Annotated in this window: 17 protein-coding genes and 1 other annotated feature; of the genes, 14 read left to right on the forward strand and 3 right to left on the reverse strand. The window is 60.5% G+C overall.

Annotated features, from left to right (window positions below; all coding sequences use genetic code 11):
* Positions 1 to 37: 37 nt before the first annotated feature.
* From rsmS to priC, 3 genes are all read right to left on the reverse strand, one after another.
* Positions 38 to 202 carry a pleiotropic regulatory protein RsmS gene (gene rsmS, locus L1P05_RS04970; RefSeq protein ID WP_012847879.1) on the reverse strand — a complete coding sequence of 55 codons (165 nt, stop codon included), beginning with the start codon at positions 200 to 202 and terminating at the stop codon, positions 38 to 40.
* An 8-nt stretch (positions 203 to 210) separates the two neighbouring features.
* Entirely contained in the window at positions 211 to 462 is a 252-nt protein-coding gene (locus L1P05_RS04975) for a GlsB/YeaQ/YmgE family stress response membrane protein (RefSeq protein WP_012847880.1), read from the reverse strand.
* 77 nt (positions 463 to 539) lie between these two features.
* Entirely contained in the window at positions 540 to 1,079 is a 540-nt protein-coding gene (gene priC / locus L1P05_RS04980) for a primosomal replication protein PriC (RefSeq protein WP_012847881.1), read from the reverse strand.
* A 70-nt stretch (positions 1,080 to 1,149) separates the two neighbouring features.
* Here priC and L1P05_RS04985 point away from each other — a divergent pair, with 70 nt between their 5' ends.
* The 14 genes from L1P05_RS04985 (at position 1,150) to ushA (ending at position 18,421) form a co-directional block, all read left to right on the forward strand.
* Positions 1,150 to 1,530, forward strand: a complete 381-nt coding sequence (locus L1P05_RS04985) for a DUF454 family protein (protein WP_015461127.1) — start codon at positions 1,150 to 1,152, stop codon at positions 1,528 to 1,530.
* A gap of 169 nt (positions 1,531 to 1,699) precedes the next feature.
* A complete protein-coding gene (gene apt / locus L1P05_RS04990) occupies positions 1,700 to 2,251 on the forward strand; it encodes an adenine phosphoribosyltransferase (RefSeq protein ID WP_012847883.1) in 552 nt (183 codons plus the stop codon).
* A gap of 237 nt (positions 2,252 to 2,488) precedes the next feature.
* Positions 2,489 to 4,447 (forward strand): DNA polymerase III subunit gamma/tau, encoded by a 1,959-nt coding sequence (gene dnaX / locus L1P05_RS04995; RefSeq protein WP_041692581.1) that lies wholly within the window; start codon positions 2,489 to 2,491, stop codon positions 4,445 to 4,447.
* Positions 3,784 to 3,844 (forward strand) — a sequence feature (DnaX frameshifting element). It overlaps the preceding gene by 61 nt.
* Positions 4,448 to 4,491: 44 nt before the next feature.
* Positions 4,492 to 4,821 carry a YbaB/EbfC family nucleoid-associated protein gene (locus L1P05_RS05000; RefSeq protein ID WP_012847885.1) on the forward strand — a complete coding sequence of 110 codons (330 nt, stop codon included), beginning with the start codon at positions 4,492 to 4,494 and terminating at the stop codon, positions 4,819 to 4,821.
* On the forward strand, positions 4,821 to 5,426 hold the full coding sequence (gene recR, locus L1P05_RS05005; protein ID WP_012847886.1) for a recombination mediator RecR: 606 nt from the start codon (positions 4,821 to 4,823) through the stop codon (positions 5,424 to 5,426). The genes L1P05_RS05000 and recR overlap by 1 nt, the downstream gene beginning before the upstream one ends.
* 202 nt (positions 5,427 to 5,628) lie before the next feature.
* Positions 5,629 to 7,512 carry a molecular chaperone HtpG gene (htpG, locus tag L1P05_RS05010; RefSeq protein WP_012847888.1) on the forward strand — a complete coding sequence of 628 codons (1,884 nt, stop codon included), beginning with the start codon at positions 5,629 to 5,631 and terminating at the stop codon, positions 7,510 to 7,512.
* Positions 7,513 to 7,724: 212 nt separating this feature from the next.
* Positions 7,725 to 8,369, forward strand: a complete 645-nt coding sequence (adk, locus tag L1P05_RS05015; RefSeq protein ID WP_012847889.1) for an adenylate kinase — start codon at positions 7,725 to 7,727, stop codon at positions 8,367 to 8,369.
* 141 nt (positions 8,370 to 8,510) lie between these two features.
* A complete protein-coding gene (gene hemH, locus L1P05_RS05020) occupies positions 8,511 to 9,479 on the forward strand; it encodes a ferrochelatase (protein ID WP_012847890.1) in 969 nt (322 codons plus the stop codon).
* A 72-nt stretch (positions 9,480 to 9,551) separates the two neighbouring features.
* Positions 9,552 to 10,853: an inosine/guanosine kinase gene (locus tag L1P05_RS05025; RefSeq protein WP_012847891.1), complete on the forward strand. Its 1,302-nt coding sequence runs from the start codon at positions 9,552 to 9,554 to the stop codon at positions 10,851 to 10,853.
* A 681-nt stretch (positions 10,854 to 11,534) separates the two neighbouring features.
* Positions 11,535 to 12,068: a fimbrial protein gene (locus L1P05_RS05030; protein ID WP_012847894.1), complete on the forward strand. Its 534-nt coding sequence runs from the start codon at positions 11,535 to 11,537 to the stop codon at positions 12,066 to 12,068.
* Positions 12,069 to 12,116: 48 nt separating this feature from the next.
* Positions 12,117 to 12,803, forward strand: a complete 687-nt coding sequence (locus L1P05_RS05035; RefSeq protein WP_012847895.1) for a fimbrial biogenesis chaperone — start codon at positions 12,117 to 12,119, stop codon at positions 12,801 to 12,803.
* 14 nt (positions 12,804 to 12,817) lie between these two features.
* A complete protein-coding gene (locus tag L1P05_RS05040; RefSeq protein WP_012847896.1) occupies positions 12,818 to 15,409 on the forward strand; it encodes a fimbria/pilus outer membrane usher protein in 2,592 nt (863 codons plus the stop codon).
* A gap of 12 nt (positions 15,410 to 15,421) precedes the next feature.
* On the forward strand, positions 15,422 to 16,492 hold the full coding sequence (locus L1P05_RS05045) for a fimbrial protein (RefSeq protein ID WP_012847897.1): 1,071 nt from the start codon (positions 15,422 to 15,424) through the stop codon (positions 16,490 to 16,492).
* A 270-nt stretch (positions 16,493 to 16,762) separates the two neighbouring features.
* Positions 16,763 to 18,421 (forward strand): bifunctional UDP-sugar hydrolase/5'-nucleotidase UshA, encoded by a 1,659-nt coding sequence (gene ushA, locus L1P05_RS05050; RefSeq protein WP_012847898.1) that lies wholly within the window; start codon positions 16,763 to 16,765, stop codon positions 18,419 to 18,421.
* The last annotated feature ends 8 nt before the right edge of the window (positions 18,422 to 18,429 follow it).

Genomic DNA, 18,429 nt, shown 5'->3' on the forward strand with positions numbered 1-18,429 from the left:
TGGACGGTTGGGCGGCGGGCGCTCTGCGCCGCCGCCGCTATTCGCTGTGGGCAGGGCTGGCCTGAGCCAGCTTTTGCCGGTAGTCGCGCAGGACGATCTCCAGCGCCGCCAGCGCGGTATGCGCGGGGACGGCGTTACTCTCCAGCAGGTAAATCAAATCGACGGCCAGCTTGACCTCGTCGCTCGCTTGCTCCAGTGACATGGGGCTCCCTATGATCGGATCTTACGGTAAATAAACAGCACCAGCATCGCACCGATGACCGAAACTATCAGGCTTTTTAGATTGAAGCCCGCGGTGATATTCATATGAAATAGCAGGTTGCCGAGATAGCCGCCGAGTAGGGCGCCGACGATGCCCAGCGCCACGGTCATGATAACGCCCCCGCCATCCTGGCCCGGCATCAGCCACTTCGCCAGTATCCCGACGATAAGCCCCAGTACAATCCACGCGATGATGCCCATGGCGAACGCTCCAGCATAGGTGATGGGCCGAACCCCTGTGCGGCCACCTTACTCCAGTATAGATAAGGCATCGGCGCTCAGCGAAATCCGTTTTCACGGCGTTCGATCTGTTTTTCTATCCGCCGCAGCGCCTGGCGGCAGCGCTGCAGTCGTCCCTCCATGGCGGCCAGCTCGCGCTGGATCTGCTGCTGCTGGGCCAGGGTCTGGCAGGCCGCCAGGCGCAGCTCACGCTCACGCACCATGGTGTGCAGACGCCGCTCATAGTCCTGGTGGCGCGCCAGCTCTTGGTACAGATCGCCTGCGCTCTCCGCCCGCTGCGGCTCTTGTCGTCGCAGCGTCTGGGTGGCCTGCTCGCGCTGCAGGGCGGCCATCTGCGCCAGCAGACGCTCGGCGAGAAAGGCGACCTGCTGGCGCTGCCCGGCGCCGACGGCGCGCTGCAGGGCGGTGAAGTTATCCCGGGTCTCCTGCAGATAGTCCTTCAGCCGGGTGCCGTGGGTCATGAACAGCGCCCGATCGAAGCGTGAGCGGGCGGCGGGCTGTTCGGCCAGCGGCGCCAGCGCCTGCGCCAGCCGCTGCAGGCGCTGTTCGAGCTGGTTGAGCATCTGTTGACTCGACATAACCTACCTTTAAATGATAGTAACCATAGCGCATGGTACTGGAGCGGCAGGGAGCGGAGCAAGCCAGAGAATGAAACGCATGATAGTAATGGCGCTGGGCTGGATAGCTTTTGCCCTGGGATGTCTGGGCGTCGTGCTGCCGCTGCTGCCGACGACCCCCTTTCTGCTGCTGGCGGCGGCCTGTTTTGCCCGTTCGTCGCCGCGTTTTCATCACTGGCTGCTGTACCGCGCCTGGTGCGGCGCCTACCTACGTCACTGGCAACAGCACCGTGGCCTACCGCCGGGCGCGCGCGGCCGCGCGGCGATCCTGCTGCTGGCGAGCTTTTCTCTCTCTCTGTGGCTGGTGGAGAGCAGCTGGCTGCGCCTGCTGCTGTTGGCGCTGTTGGCCGCGCTGCTGCTGCTGCTGTGGCGCCTGCCGGTTATTGACGTACCGCAAGAAAAAATCCCTTAATCCGGCGATGTCGGTTGCAATTTCCCGGCGGTTTGCATAGATTTGAGCGTTTTCGTGCGCGGGTTACCTCCCTGTTCCGAGGGCGACGGCGATTTATGCCGAGCCATGTTTGGGGGGATTGTAGGTGGCTTGCGTTAGCCCGGACCCGGTGTTTATCAGGCAACAAGTTATGACCGCTACAGCACAACAACTCGAATTTCTTAAACAAAGCATCAAGACCATCCCTGACTACCCTAAGCCAGGTATCCTTTTCCGTGACGTGACCAGTCTGCTGGAAAAGCCCGACGCCTATGCTCTGAGTATCGAGCTGCTGGCGGCGCGCTACCGTGCTGCTGGGATCACCAAGGTGGTGGGAACGGAAGCGCGTGGCTTCCTGTTCGGCGCTCCGGTGGCGCTGGCGCTGGGCGTGGGCTTTGTGCCGGTGCGTAAGCCGGGCAAACTGCCGCGGGCGACGCTGGCGGAAAGCTATGCGCTGGAGTACGGCACCGATACGCTGGAGATCCATCAGGACGCTATCGACGCGACCGATCGCGTGCTGATGGTGGACGATCTGCTGGCGACCGGCGGCACCATCGAGGCGACGACCCGCCTGATCCGTCGACTGGGCGGCGTGGTGCACGACGCCGCGTTTATCATCGACCTGCCTGCGCTGGGCGGTGAGGCGCGCCTGGAAGCGATGAACATTAACTGCTACAGCCTGGTCTCCTTCGACGGACATTAATTTGTCACGCGCGTCGTACGCTCTCTCTCCGGGCCACCGCCAGTGCGGTGGCCCGGCTGTTTTTGCCGCCGTCCGGCGGCGGAATAAAGTGATGGGCATTGCGACAACTACTGTTACAATGATCAGATGATCGGGGCCGGCGGGCGCCAGTGCTCGCCCCGCGCCATCAGTCTGACGCCGCTGGCCGTCTGTGGGACGGTCGGCGAATCTTCTTATTCTATCAGCGACGAATCATCAATGAGCTACCAGGTTCTCGCCCGCAAGTGGCGTCCACAAACCTTTGCTGACGTCGTGGGTCAGGAGCATGTCCTGACGGCACTGGCAAACGGGCTCTCTCTGGGCCGTATTCACCATGCCTATCTGTTTTCCGGTACCCGCGGGGTCGGCAAGACCAGTATCGCCCGTCTGTTGGCCAAGGGGCTGAACTGTGAAACCGGGATCACCGCCACGCCGTGCGGCGTCTGCGACAACTGTCGAGAGATCGAGCAGGGGCGCTTTGTCGACCTGCTGGAGATCGATGCCGCCTCGCGAACCAAGGTCGAAGACACGCGTGACCTGCTGGATAACGTGCAGTATGCCCCGGCGCGCGGTCGGTTCAAGGTCTACCTGATCGACGAAGTCCACATGCTGTCGCGCCACAGCTTCAACGCGCTGTTGAAAACGCTGGAGGAGCCGCCGCCGCACGTCAAGTTTCTGCTGGCCACCACCGATCCGCAGAAGCTGCCGGTCACCATCCTGTCGCGCTGTCTGCAGTTTCACCTGCGTGCGCTGGATCATGAGCAGATCCGGGCGCAGCTGGAGAAAATCGCCCATGCCGAGGCCCTGACGGCGGAGCCGCGGGCGCTACAGCTGCTGGCGCGCGCCGCCGAAGGCAGCATGCGTGACGCTCTGAGCCTGACGGATCAGGCGATCGCCATGGGGCAGGGGCAGATTACCGCCGACGCCGTTAGCCAGATGCTGGGAACGCTGGACGATGAGCAGCCCCTGGCGCTGATCGAGGCGCTGACCGCGGCGGATGGCACGCTGGTGATGGCGCGGGTAGAGCAGGCCGCCGGGCGCGGTGTGGACTGGGAAAACCTGCTGGTCGAGATGCTGGCGCTGCTGCACCGGGTGGCGATGCTACAGCTGCTGCCCAGCGCGCTGGACAGCCAGTTCGCGGCGGTAGAGCCGCGTCTGCGTGAGCTGGCGCGGATGCTGCCGCCGGCGGATCTGCAGCTGTTTTATCAAATTCTTCTCAACGGCCGTAAAGAGCTGGCCTTTGCGCCGGACCGGCGCATGGGGGTTGAAATGACCCTGCTGCGCGCGCTGGCCTTTCACCCTAAGGCGGTGATTGCCGAGCCGAGCCCCGCGCCGTCAGCGGCGCAGGGCGGCGATATCCCGGCCGTCCCGGCCACGGTAGCTCAGCGCGTCGCCCCGCCGTCGCCGGCCACGGTGCCGCCGACGGTGAGCGCCCCGCCGCAGGCGGCGAGCGCCGTGCCGGAGAGTACCGCGCAGCTATTACAGGCCCGCTCGCGCCTGCGGCAAAAGGCCGCCGGAGGGAGTGAGCCAAAAAAGAGTGAGCCGGCGGCGCCGCAGCGTGCGCAGCCGGCATCTTCAGCGCTGGAGCGTCTGGCCAGCATAAGCGAGCGGGGCCAGCAGAAGATCGCCTCGGCGGAGCAGGAGCAGGCGTCGACGCGCAAAGAGGCCTATCGCTGGAAGGCGCAGAACCGTCCGGTAGAGGAAAAGGCACCCAAGACGACCCCCAAGGCGCTGCGCAGCGCGCTGGAGCATGAGAAAACGCCGGAGCTGGCGGCGCACCTGGCGCAGGAGTCGCTGACGCGGGATGCGTGGGCCCAAGAGCTGAGTCAGCTGCGGCTGCCAAAGCTGGTGCAGCAGCTGGCGCTGAATGCGTTTCGTGAGCCTGCGCCGGAGGGAAGCGTGCTTCTGCATTTACGTTCGGCCCAGCGTCATTTAAACTCCGCCTCTGCGCGGCAAACGCTGGAGCAGGCCCTGAGCGACCACTATGGGCATCCGGTGGCGCTGAGCATTGTCGAGGATGACGATCCCCAACGGCGCACGCCGCTGGAGTGGCGCCAGGCTATCTATGAAGAGAGGCTGGCGCAGGCCCGCGCATCGATTGCAGCGGATGGCAATATCCAGACCCTGCGGCGTCTGTTCGATGCCGAGCTGGATGAAGAGAGCATCCGCCCCGTTTAACCGCTGTGCCGCTGCGGCACGGCCCTACGAAAAGAGAGAACGCTATGTTTGGTAAAGGCGGACTGGGCAACCTGATGAAGCAGGCCCAGCAGATGCAGGAAAAAATGCAGAAGATGCAGGAAGAGATCGCCCTGGTCGAAGTGACCGGTGAATCCGGCGCGGGGATGGTGAAAGTCACCATTAACGGCGCGCATAACTGCCGTCGCGTGGAGATCGATCCCAGCCTGATGGAAGACGATAAAGAGATGCTGGAAGATCTGATCGCCGCCGCATTTAACGATGCCGCCCGTCGCATCGACAGCGAGCAGAAAGAGCGTATGGCCTCTGTTTCTTCCGGTATGCAGCTGCCGCCGGGCTTCAAGATGCCGTTCTGATGCAGACCAGCCCGCTTCTTGAATCCCTGATGGAGGCGCTGCGCTGTTTGCCCGGCGTCGGCCCCAAGTCGGCCCAGCGCATGGCGTTTCACCTGCTGCAGCGCGATCGCAGCGGGGGAATGCGCCTGGCGCAGGCGCTGACGCGCGCGATGTCGGAGATCGGCCACTGTCGAGACTGTCGCACCTTCACCGAGCAGGAGGTCTGTACTATCTGCACCAACGCGCGTCGGCGTGAGAATGGGCAGATCTGCGTGGTGGAGAGCCCGGCGGATATTCATGCCATTGAGCAGACTGGACAGTACTCCGGGCGCTATTTCGTGCTGATGGGGCACCTCTCTCCGCTGGACGGCATAGGTCCACAGGATATTGGTCTGGACAGGCTGGAGGCGCGGCTGGGCCAAGAGACGCTCAGCGAAGTGATCCTCGCCACCAACCCGACGGTCGAGGGCGAGGCGACCGCCAACTACATCGCGGAGATGTGTGCGGCGCACGGCGTGCTGGCCAGCCGTATCGCCCACGGCGTGCCGGTGGGGGGCGAGCTGGAGATGGTCGATGGCACCACCCTGTCTCACTCGTTGGCCGGGCGTCACCCGGTGACGCGCTGATCCGCTGACGTCGCCAGGGGATACGCCGCCCGGCGTATCCCTACCATTTTATCCACCCGAGCGATTCCCTCGACGCCGCCTTTACCGCCTCTATCACCTGTTATCTGTTTTTTTTGCCCTTGAAAAGCGAATTCGCGGTCCCCATCTGTAACGCTATAACCCATTTTATCTGCGTGTTATCGATGAGAGGTAAAAGCGAATAATGAAAGGCCAAGAAACCCGTGGCTTCCAGTCAGAGGTGAAACAGCTTCTGCACCTGATGATCCACTCACTCTATTCCAATAAAGAGATCTTCCTGCGTGAGCTTATCTCCAACGCGTCCGATGCCGCTGACAAACTGCGCTTCCGCGCGCTGTCCAACCCGGATCTGTATCAGGGCGACGGTGAGCTGCGCGTGCGCATCAGCGTGGATCGCGACAACCGCACCCTGACGCTGAGCGATAATGGTATCGGTATGACGCGCGATGAGGTGATCGAGAACCTCGGCACCATCGCGAAGTCCGGTACCAAAGCCTTCCTGGAGTCCATGGGCTCCGATCAGGCGAAAGACAGCCAGCTTATCGGGCAGTTTGGCGTGGGCTTCTACTCCGCCTTTATCGTGGCGGATAAGGTCACCGTCCGTACCCGCGCCGCCGGCGCCAGCGCCGATCAGGGGGTATTCTGGGAGTCAACCGGTGAAGGTGACTACACCATCGCCGATATCGAGAAAGCCGATCGCGGCACCGAGATCACCCTGCATCTGCGCGAGGGCGAGGATGACTTCCTGGATGACTGGCGCCTGCGTAACATTATCGGTAAGTACTCCGATCACATCGCTCTGCCTGTCGAGATCCTCACCAGCGAGGAGGGCGAAGAGGGTAAAGAGGGCGAGAAGAAGTGGGAGAAGATCAACAAGGCTCAGGCGCTGTGGACCCGCAATAAAGCGGATATCAGCGACGAAGAGTATAACGAGTTCTATAAACACATCGCCCATGACTTCAGCGATCCGCTGGCCTGGAGCCATAACCGGGTAGAGGGCAAGCAGGAGTACACCAGCCTGCTCTATATCCCGTCCAAGGCGCCATGGGACCTGTTTAACCGCGACCATCAGCACGGCCTGAAGCTGTATGTCCAGCGCGTGTTCATCATGGACGACGCCGAGCAGTTTATGCCGAACTACCTGCGCTTTGTGCGCGGTCTGGTGGACTCTAACGATCTGCCGCTCAACGTATCGCGTGAGCTGCTGCAGGATAGCCGCGTCACCCAGAATCTGCGCTCCGCGCTGACCAAGCGCGTGCTGCAGATGCTGGAAAAACTGGCCAAGGATGATGCCGAAGCCTATCAGACCTTCTGGCAGCAGTTTGGCCTGGTGCTGAAAGAGGGGCCGGCGGAGGACTTCGCCAACCGTGAAGCGATCGCCAAGCTGCTGCGCTTCGCCTCTACCCATAACGACAGCGCGCTGCAAAACGTGTCGCTGGACGACTACATTGGGCGGATGAAGGAAGGGCAGGAGAAGATTTACTACATCACCGCCGACAGCTATGCCGCCGCCGCCAGCAGCCCGCATCTGGAGCTGCTGCGTAAGAAGGGCATCGAGGTTCTGCTGCTCTCCGAGCGCATCGATGAGTGGATGATGAGCTACCTGACCGAGTACGATGCCAAGTTCTTCCAGTCCGTCAGCAAGAAGGATGAGACGCTGGAGAAACTGGCCGACGAGGGGGACAGCGATGCGCAGAAAGAGGCGGATAAAGCGCTGGAGCCTTTCGTTGAGCGGGTGAAAACCCTGCTGGGCGAGCGCGTCAAGGAGGTGCGTCTGACGCATCGTCTGACCGATACGCCGGCGGTGGTCAGCACCGACGGCGACGAGATGACGACCCAGATGGCCAAGCTGTTTGCCGCCGCGGGACAGCAGGCGCCGGAAGTGAAGTATATCTTCGAACTCAATCCGGAGCATGCGCTGGTGCAGCGCGCCGCGGAGCAGCAGGATGATGGGCGCTTTGCCCAGTGGATCGAACTGCTGCTGGATCAGGCTCTGCTCGCCGAGCGCGGCAGCCTGGAAGATCCTAACCAGTTCATCAAGCGTATCAACGCGCTGCTGCTGGCCTGATCGTCAGCCATCGCGCATAAGGGCGGCCCACGGGCCGCCCTTTCTTTTTGGGGGCCCGCCCGGAGGCGACTGCGATTTTTTTACCGGCAATTGCGCCCGAACGACCAGTTTCACGTTTCAGCCGTATGCCGTTGCCTTGAGCCGGTGCCCGTTATAATGGTAAGGTTTAGCGTTTTTTAAATCTTAGGCAATAATTTGAGGGGAATTACGCGATGCGTATCATTCTGCTGGGCGCTCCGGGCGCCGGTAAGGGCACACAGGCACAGTTTATCATGGAGAAATACGGCATTCCGCAGATCTCCACCGGTGACATGCTGCGCGCTGCGGTGAAGGCAGGCAGTGAGCTGGGCAAACAGGCGAAGGCGATTATGGACGCCGGTAAGCTGGTGACCGATGAGCTGGTTATCGCGCTGGTCAAAGAGCGTATCGCTCAGGAAGATTGCCGCAACGGTTTTCTGCTCGATGGTTTCCCGCGCACCATTCCGCAGGCGGACGCCATGAAAGAGGCCGGCATCAACGTAGATTACGTGCTGGAGTTTGCCGTACCGGACGAACTGATCGTCGACCGCATCATTGGCCGTCGCGTGCACCCGGGCTCCGGGCGTGTTTATCACGTTAAGTTCAACCCGCCGCAGGTTGAGGGCAAGGATGACGTGACCGGTGAAGATCTGATGACCCGTAAGGACGATCAGGAAGAGACCGTGCGTAAGCGTCTGGTGGAATACCATCAGCAGACCGCACCGCTGATTGGCTACTATGGCCAGGAAGCGCAGGCGGGCAATACTCGCTATGTGAAGATCGATGGCACCCAGAGCGTCGATCGCGTGCGCGCCGAGCTGGAAAGCGTACTGGGCTAATATCGCCGAAGCGACGCGATGAAGCGGCCTATGGGCCGCTTTTTTGTCGCCGTTATCGGGGCGCTTGGCCGATGCCAGCGATTGGTGGGACGCCGTCGTTTATCCTTTACAATAGGGGTAAGCGAGTGAGGGAGCGAAGAGATGATGGCAGAAAAACATGGGGTACTGCTGGTGAATCTGGGCACACCGTCGGCGGCAACGCCTGCGGCGGTCAAGGCCTATCTGGCGGAGTTTCTTAGCGATCGGCGGGTGGTGGATCTGCCGTCCTGGCAGTGGCAGCCGCTGCTGCGTGGGCTTATCCTGCCGCGCCGGGCGCCGCGGGTTGCCCGTCTGTATCAGTCTATCTGGACGGCGCAGGGGTCGCCGCTGCTGTACTATAGCCAGCGCCTGTGCGACGGGCTGCAGGCGCGTCTGGGCGAGGCGATCCCGGTCGCGCTGGGCATGAGCTACGGGGAGCCGTCGCTGGACCGCGCGCTGTCCACGCTGTCTGCGGCGGGGGTGACCCAGCTGACGGTGGTTCCGCTGTATCCGCAGTACTCCTGTTCGACCAGCGCCGCGGTGTTTGACGGCGTGGCGGCCTGGCTGGCGCGCCAGCGACGGATACCGGCGCTGCGCTTTGTGCGCGACTATGCGCAGCACCCGGCCTACATTGCCGCGCTGTGCCAGCGCATCCGCCGCAGTATCGCCGAACACGGGCAGCCCGATACGCTGTTGTTCTCCTACCACGGCATTCCGCAGCGCTATGCCGATGAGGGCGATGACTATCCGCAGCGCTGTCTGGCGACCACGCAGGCGGTGGTTCAGGCGCTGGGGCTGACGCCGTCCCAGTATGCCGTCAGCTTCCAGTCGCGCTTTGGCCGGGAGCCTTGGCTGACGCCCTATACCGATGAGACCGTGGTCGCTCTGGCCGCCGGTGGTACGCGTCATCTGCAGGTGATTTGTCCCGGCTTCGCCGCCGACTGCCTGGAGACGCTGGAGGAGATCGCGGTACAGAATCGCGAGGCCTTTTTGGCCGCCGGCGGCCGCCATTTTGTCTATATCCCGGCGCTAAACGATGACGACATGCAGATAACGCTGCTGCAGCAGCTGGTCGCGGTACCCGCCGCGTAGGATGCCCGCTGACGCGGCCGGGGGGAGTGTGCTATTCTAGCCCGCTCCCTTTTCTTTTTGCCGATAACACAGATGAAATTCCCCGGTCAACGCAAGTCCAAACACTATTTCCCGGTTAATGCCCGCGATCCGCTGCTGCAAAAGACGCAGCATAATGAAATTGATAAAGCCTACGTCGTGGGTATCGATCAGACGCTGGTGGATATTGAGGCCAAGGTGGATGAGGCGTTTATCGCCCGCTACGGCCTGAGCCAAGGGCACTCGCTGGTGATCGAGGATGATGTCGCCGAAGCGCTGTACCAGGAGCTGTGTGACAGTAAGCTGATTACCCATGAGTTTGCCGGGGGCACGATCGGCAATACCCTGCACAACTACTCCGTGCTGGCCGACGATCGCTCGGTTCTGCTGGGGGTGATGTGCGAAAACGTCAAAATCGGCAGCTATGCCTACCGCTATCTGTGTAACACCTCAAGCCGCACCGATCTGGACCATTTGCAGGGCGTCGATGGCCCTATCGGGCGCTGTTTTACCCTGATCACCGATAACGGCGAACGCACCTTTGCCATTAGCCCGGGCATGATGAACCAGCTGCGCCCGGAAAGCATTCCCGAGGCGGTGATCGCCGGTGCCTCGGCGCTGGTGCTGACGGCCTATCTGGTGCGCTGTAAGCCGGGCGAGCCGATGCGCGATGCGACCATGCAGGCGATCGCCTATGCCAAAAAGCACCACGTTCCGGTGGTGCTGACCCTGGGCACCAAGTATGTGATCGCCGACGATCCGCAGTTCTGGCGCGATTTCCTGCGCGATCACGTCACCATTGTGGCGATGAACGAAGAAGAGGCTCAGGAGCTGACCGGGCTGTCCGATCCGCTGGCGGCCTCGGACAGGGCGCTGGAGTGGGTGGATCTGGTGCTGTGCACCGCCGGGCCGGTCGGCCTGTATATGGCGGGCTATACCGAAGATGACGGCAAGCGCAAAACCCAGCATCCGCTGCTGCCGGGGGTGATCCCTGAGTTCAACCTGTACGAGTTTAGCCGGGCGATGCGTCGCGCCATGTGCGACGCGCCGTGCCGGATCTACTCGCATATTGCGCCCTATATGGGGGGCCCGGAGAAGATCATGAACACCAACGGCGCCGGAGATGGCGCGCTCTCTGCGCTGCTGCATGATATCGCGGCCAATGAGTTTCACCGTACCAATGTGCCTAACTCCAGTAAGCATCAGCGTAGCTATCTGACTTACTCCTCCCTGGCGCAGGTGTGCAAATATGCTAACCGCGTCAGCTATCAGGTGCTCAACCAGCACTCGCCGCGTCTGACCCGCGGTCTGCCCGAGCGGGAAGACAGCCTGGAAGAGTCCTACTGGGAGCGCTGAATAGTGTCTCTGCCCGTGGGCAGGTGAGATGATCTTACGGAGATACGCCGGCGCAGCGCCGGCGTTTTCTTTTCTCGCGCTCGGCGTTATCTGCGCGGAGTCGGTGGCTAAAGAGGGCGAAAAGGCTAGAAACGATCTCATTTCCCCTAAGCGGAATACCCCTTTTCACTTTCCGCAACCATGATCAAAGAGCAATTTTCTTGATTATTGGTAATGTCATACAAATAAAAAATATGATGTAAAACAATGAATTGATTTCTTTTTTGCATTTGATCAAAATCTATTAAATTTAACTATCTTTAAAATTAATCAATTATTTGTTTTTTATCAGTTTTATTGATTTTACTGTTTCTCGTCGGACAATTAATCTTTGCGCAAGTTTTTACATTAATAAAATAAATATCCTTGCTGTAATATCAGTGAGTGGATATATGCCCTGACAATATATTCAATATTGCGATTCGCATTGCGCCATATTAATAGCGCAGTGCCAATTTTTGCTATTTTAAATAAATCCTTTACCTCGATTGGATTTATGTATTTCGGCATAAATCCATCATTTTATGCGCTGTCGGGAATAAAGATTTTTCTCGTCGGCTCTCTACGCGAAATATATTCGCAGCCTCGTTCCGCGCCAACCTAGCGGTCGGATATTTTTAATTGATAAACGGAGTTATGATAATGAAGAAAATTTTACTGCCTGTTATGGCTCTGGCCGCCGCCGCTGTGAGTGGTCAGGCAAGCGCAGCTAACGGTAAAGTTGAGTTTACGGGTGAAATCGTTAACTCCACCTGCCAGGTAAGCAGCGACTCTCAAAATATCAACGTGTATTTGGGTAAATATCCGACCTCTGCATTTAAAGCGGTTGGCGATAAGTCCGCATCCAAGGCTTTCCAGATCAACCTGGAGCAGTGTGAGCCGGGGAGCTACACCGTACGTTTCGATGGCAATACCGTTGCCGGTCATCCTGACCTGCTGGCCGTCTCCAGCAGCGGTGCCACCGCGGCGGCGAAAGGCGTGGGTATCGAAATTACGGACGTTAACGGCAAGCCGTTCCCGATCGCCGATCAGAGCCAGGGCGATGTGCCCACGGTGACGGTTGTTAGCGATAAGAAGGCGATATTTAACCTGCAGGCGCGCTATCGCTCTTACGCCAACACGGTTACAGCCGGTCTGGCCAACGCGACCAGCCCGTTCACCATCGAATATAAATAATTATTCGTCGGAATATTCGGCCAGGGACGGTCCGTATAGAGGAATAAGATGAAAAGAATCGTTGCCGCATTATTACTGGTGAGCGCATTTGCTGCCCACGCAGGAATTCAGGTTGATGCTACGCGCGTTATTTATAACGGCGATGAAAAGTCAGCGTCACTGCCTATCCACAATGACAGCGCGGATGCCTATATGGTGCAGACCTGGCTGGATAAAGGGGATAGCACCAAGGTAGAGAATAAGTTACCGATGGTTGTGGTGCCGCCGATTGTTAAGCTGGATGCGCAAAAATCGGCAATTTTACGCTTCATCTATTCTGGGCAGGGTTTTCCGCAGGATCAGGAAACGCTGCTGTGGGTCAACGTGCAGGAAATTCCGCCGACGCCCAAGCAAGAAAACGTATTACAGGTTGCCGTGCGCACGCGGATTAAGCTGTTTTATCGCCCGAGTTCGCTGCATACCACCCTGGATGAGCAGGTGCATAAGCTGCGCTGGCAGAAAGCGGGTAATCAATTGCTGGCCATCAACGACGGGCCGCTACACATCACCTTTGGCTCTGTACAGATGCAGGGCAGCAACGGCAAACCCATCGCGGTCGATGCCAACATGGTTGACCCCCACAGCCGCCTGGCGATCGCCATTCCGGCGGGGGCTCGCGTCGGCAATACAGTCTCCTTCAGCTACATCAATGACTTTGGAGGTCGGACTGAGGTTAAGGACGCGATAGTACACTGACGGAGAGAAGCGGGATGGCGCAACAACAACGGACAGTATCACTGAAGACAGAGCCGACACGCTGGATGTGCCTGGCGTTTGCCGCCGGTAGCCTGTCCCTGGGGTGCAGCGCATCGGCCTGGGCCGAGTTCAACATGTCATTCGTTCACGGCAGCGAAAACGTCAACGCCGCTCATGCGGTGGCCGAGGGCAACGCGCTGCCGCCCGGAGAGTATCCGTTCGCGATTTACCTGAACAAGCAGCAGGTCGACAACAAAGTCATCCGCTTCACGGCGAAAGAGGGCGCCGCCGCCCAGCCCTGTCTGACGGTGGAAGATCTGCTTAACTATGGGGTGAAACTGCCCGATACGCTCACGCCGGGCAGCTGCGTCGACGTGGCCGCCGCCGTCAATGGCGCGACGCTCTCCTTCGATCCGGCGGTGCAGCAGATAGACCTTTCTGTGCCGCAGGTCATGCTGGCGCAGCACGCGCGCGGCGCCATTCCGACGACCCTGTACGATCAGGGGATCAACGCCGCCTTTAGCAACTACAGCCTGAACTATAACCGTAACAGCAGCCAGCGCCAGAGCGGCCAAAACAGCGAATATACCTTTCTCTCCCTGAATAACGGTCTTAACCTGTGGAACTGGCGTCTGCGCAATAACATGACCATGAATAAAGTCAGCGGTCAGGCGGCACAGTGGGACAATATCGCGACCTGGGCGGAGACGGATATTGCGTCCTGGCGCAGTCGACTGCAGCTGGGGCAGGCCAGCACCAATAATACCGTTTTTAATAGCATTCAGTTTCGCGGTGCCCAGCTTTCCAGCGTGGATGACATGCTGCCCGAAAGCCTGCGCGGCTATGCGCCGGTGGTGCGCGGCGTCGCCGCCACCAACGCCCGCGTCGACATTCGTCAGAACGGCTACGTGGTGTACAGCACCAACGTGGCGCCGGGGCCCTTTGAGATCCGCGATATCTATCCGCACTCCAACAGCGGTGACCTGCAGGTAACGGTCAATGAGGCCGATGGTACGCGTAAGCACTTTACCGTTTCTTACTCCTCTATCGCCAACATGCTGCGCGAAGGGATCTGGAACTATCAGCTGACGGCGGGTCGCTACCAGAACGGCGATACCCGCTATACCCCTAACTTTATGCAGGGGACGCTGGCGCGCGGCATCGCCTATGGTCTGACGCCCTATGGCGGGCTGATCGTGGCGGATAACTACCGCGCCGCCGCGCTGGGCGTCGCTAAAAATATGGGGGAATGGGGCGCCATCTCCATCGATGGTTCCTATTCCGATACTACGCTGGCCAACGGCGAGCGCGCCCGCGGGCAGAGCTACCGCTTTCTCTATTCCAAGTCCCTGAACCAGATGGGCACCAACGTGCAGCTGGCAGGCTATCGCTATGCGACGTCGGGCTATTATGACTTTGCCGATGCGGTCGAGGAGCGCAGCCGCTGGCGGCAGGGGATATATGAGAACAACTACTATAATCCGGGCGATGAGCAGACCGGGATCCCCGATCTGGACGATCGCAACCAGCACCGCGTGTATACCTCGCGCTATGCCAACAAGCGCGAGCGCGTGGATGTCTCCATTAACCAGCAGCTGTGGCAGGGGGCGACGCTGTATGCCAACGTCAGTAGCCAGAGCTACTGGGGCGGCGGTGGTCGGGATCGTACCGTCCAGCTGGGCTACAACGACGCCTTTAAGCGCATTAGCTATGGCGTATACCTGCAGGATACGCGCAGCCAGTATGGCTACGCCGATCGCAGCATCAACCTGTCGGTGTCGATTCCGTTGAACTGGGGACGCGAAAACCACTCGGCCTCGCTGAACGTCAGCGGAACCCACAGCCGCCAGAGCGGAGATAGCTATAACACCGGTATCAGCGGAACGGCGCTGAGCGATCAGCGGCTGAGCTACGCCCTGAGCACCGGCCATACCGAGTCGGCGGGACAGAGCAGCGCGCTGAACCTGGGCTACCGCGGCGCCTATGGCAACCTGGACAGCAGCTATAGCTACAGCAACAGCTATAACCAGCTGGGGCTGGGGCTCTCCGGCGGCGTCTTGCTTCACTCTGGCGGCGTGACGCTGTCGCAGCCGCTGCAGAATACGGTGATTCTGGTCGAAGCGAAGCACGCCAGCGGCGTTCGCCTGGATAACCAGACCGGCGTGGCCATCGATCCCTTTGGCTATGCGGTCGTCCCCTCAGCGACGCCATACCGATTCAACGCGGTGGCGCTGCATACGCAGGACTTTGAGCCGGGCCTGGACGTGCCGGTGGCCAGCAAGCAGGTCGTGCCGACGGAGAAGGCGATCGTGAAGGTGCGCTTCGATACGTTTTACGGCGTGAGTCTGCTGATCCATAGCCACCTCAACGACGGCGGCTATCCGGCGGTCGGCGCCAGCGTCTTTAACCCGCAGGGGCGTAACAGCGGAACCGTGGGGCTTAACGGCGATCTGTATGTATCCGGGGCACAGCCGGGCGAGACGCTGACCCTGCGCTGGGGCAACCAGCCGGGCCAGCAGTGCACGCTGACGCTGCCGTCCGATCTGTCGATGCGGAACACCACGGCCGGCTACCAGGAACTCACTCTACCCTGTCAGACTCAATAAGGTGACGGATTAATGAAAAGCCTAAGTATAAAACAGGCGCTGGCATTCACGCTGCTACTGCTGCTGGGCCTTTGCGTCAGCCGCCAGGCGTCCGCGCTCTCCTGCCGAGAGGGCAGTAATGCAGGGAGCTGGTCGCCCATCGGGAGTATTTATCAGCGCATCGATATCGGGCGGCCGATTATCCTGTCCGCCGCCGACTTTACCGCCGGTAACCTGATTTGGCGTTCGCAGAACTTTACCACCACCTTTACCTGTTGGGATAACTGGAATACTGGAAGGGGAGAGCACGCCTACATTTACTGGAACCCGAAGGATGCGTTCGGGAGCCTGCACCGTTCGCTGTCGGTTGGGGTTTCGATCAACGGGATCGACTATGATGCGATTAACCTCAGACAGAGCGGCAGCCGGCCCAGTGGCCCCGATCTGGGTGAGGGGACCTCAAACAGCGGCGGCGGCGTCGCCAGACCGCGTACGGTCACCGTCAGCTATTCGGTGTACATCAAGGCCACCGGCATCACGCCGCCGGCGGGTAACTTCCCGGCGCTGGGGCTGCCGTCGCTGTTTCAAATTGACGGCGTGGGCGGCTTGGACGCGCGCCCCAACGGCAACTTTAACGCCTATATCTCCGGGCTGGATAAGATCCAGGTGATCCACTGCAACCCGCAGATCAGCGTGCTGGCGAATAACGGCAACAGTATCGACTTTGGTACGCTGAGCGCCGCCGGCGCGCGTCCGGGGGTTATCGCTCGCCAGATACCGTTCAGCATCAAGGCGACGCTGCGCGGCGGCGAGTGCGGCGGGCAGCAGCTACAGGCCAGCTTCAGCACCCTGAGGCCGGACGTCAGCGATCGATCGCTGATCCTGCCGGATACCAACCCCGGCGTGGGGATTTTCCTGACGAAGGCGGGCGATACCAGCGCTACGCCGATCCCGCTGCAGACCAATGTCGACTTCGGCGGTCGGCTGCAGGATAAGCAGAATGAGGTGAGCGAGAACTTTACCGCCAATCTGAAATGGCTGACTAATCGGCCGACGGCGGGGCGCTTCCATGCGACGGCCAACATCGACGTCACCTTTAAATAGCCGGGTGCGCCGCCCCGTGGGTGGGGCGCGAATCCGGGTCACCTCCGCGGCGGCTTTTTGGCCGTCGCCCGCCCGATCCTCTCCCCGTTTTAGCATGCGCTGCATGTAACTCTAGAGTCTTTAATGCATTGTTAGGTGAGTCACGTCACAATAAATGGCTGATTTACAACATAATCACCGCCTGATTCAGGGTAAGATAAGGGCGTTCGCCGCCGTGCCTCCCCCGTGGCTGACATGAGCGGCGCGTTATTGTGACAAGGAGAGAGGGCAATGAAATTTACCTATCGGGGTGCCGCCTGCGCGATCGCGCTAACGCTGGCGCTGACGCCAGGCTGGTCGCTGGCCTGGGAAAAAGATAAAACCTATAACCTGACCATTCTGCATACCAACGATCACCACGGCCACTTCTGGCAGAGCGAGCAGGGCGAATATGGCCTGGCTGCCCAGAAAACGCTGGTGGATCGCCTGCGCGCCGAGATTGCCGCCGAGGGCGGCAGCGTGCTGCTGCTGTCGGGCGGCGATATCAATACCGGGGTGCCGGAGTCCGATCTGCAGGATGCCGAGCCCGATTTTCGCGGCATGAACCTGGTGGGCTACGATGCGATGGCCATCGGCAACCACGAGTTCGACAATCCGCTGAGCGTGCTGCGCCAGCAGCAGAAGTGGGCCGATTTCCCGCTGCTGTCGGCCAATATCTATGCGCAGGATAGCGGCAAGCGCCTGTTCCAACCTTATCAGATGTTCGATCGCCAGGGGATCCGCATTGCGGTGATCGGCCTGACCACCGACGATACGGCCAAGATAGGCAACCCTGAATACCTGAAGAACATCGAGTTCCGCCCCCCGGCGGCGGAGGCCAAGGGCGTGGTCGAACAGCTGCGGGCCAACGAGAAGCCTGATGTGGTGATCGCCGCGACGCACATGGGTCACTACGACAACGGCGAGCACGGCTCCAACGCCCCGGGCGATGTTGAGATGGCGCGCGCGCTGCCGGCGGGCTACCTCGATATGATCGTTGGCGGTCACTCGCAGGATCCGGTGTGCATGGCACAGGAAAACCGTAAGCAGGCGAACTATGTCCCCGGTACGCCCTGCGCGCCGGATCGCCAGAATGGGACCTGGATTGTACAGGCCCATGAGTGGGGGAAATATGTCGGGCGGGCCGACTTCACCTTCCGTAACGGGGAGCTGACCCTGCAGCGCTACCAGCTGATCCCGGTGAACCTCAATCGGCAGGAGAAGCAGGCCGACGGTTCGAAGACGCGGATCTACTATACCGAGGCGATCCCGCAGGATACGGCGATGCTGAAGCTGCTGACGCCGTTCCAGGATCAGGGGCAGGCCGCGCTGGGGGTGAAGATCGGCAGCGTAGAGGGGCGTCTGGAGGGGGATCGCAGCAAGGTTCGCTTTGAGCAGACCAACATGGGGCGCCTGCTGCTGGCGGCGCAGATGGAGCGAACCCATGCCGACCTGGGCGTGATGAGCGGCGGCGGCGTGCGTGACTCGATGGACAGCGGCGATATCAGCTATAAGGATGTGCTTAAGGTGCAGCCGTTCGGCAATACCGTCGCCTATGTCGACATGAGCGGCGCGGAGCTGGAGAAATACCTGGGCGTCGTCGCCAATAAAAAGCCCAACTCCGGCGCCTATGCGCAGTTTGCCAATCTGAGCCTGACGGCGGACGGCAAGCAGGGGGTCAGCGACGTGAAGATCGGCGGGAAACCGCTGGTGGCCGATCGGACCTATCGCGTGGCGCTGCTGAGCTTTAACGCCAGCGGCGGCGATGACTACCCCAATGTGACCCAGCATCCGGGCTACGTGAACACCGGCTTCGTTGACGCCGAGGTGCTGAAGGACTATATCCAGCGCCATTCGCCGATCAAGGCGACGGACTATCAGCCGAACGGTGAGATCGTGTATCGCGATTAAGCGCCGGG

Source organism: Edwardsiella piscicida, assembly GCF_021733145.1.
GTDB lineage: Bacteria > Pseudomonadota > Gammaproteobacteria > Enterobacterales > Enterobacteriaceae > Edwardsiella > Edwardsiella piscicida.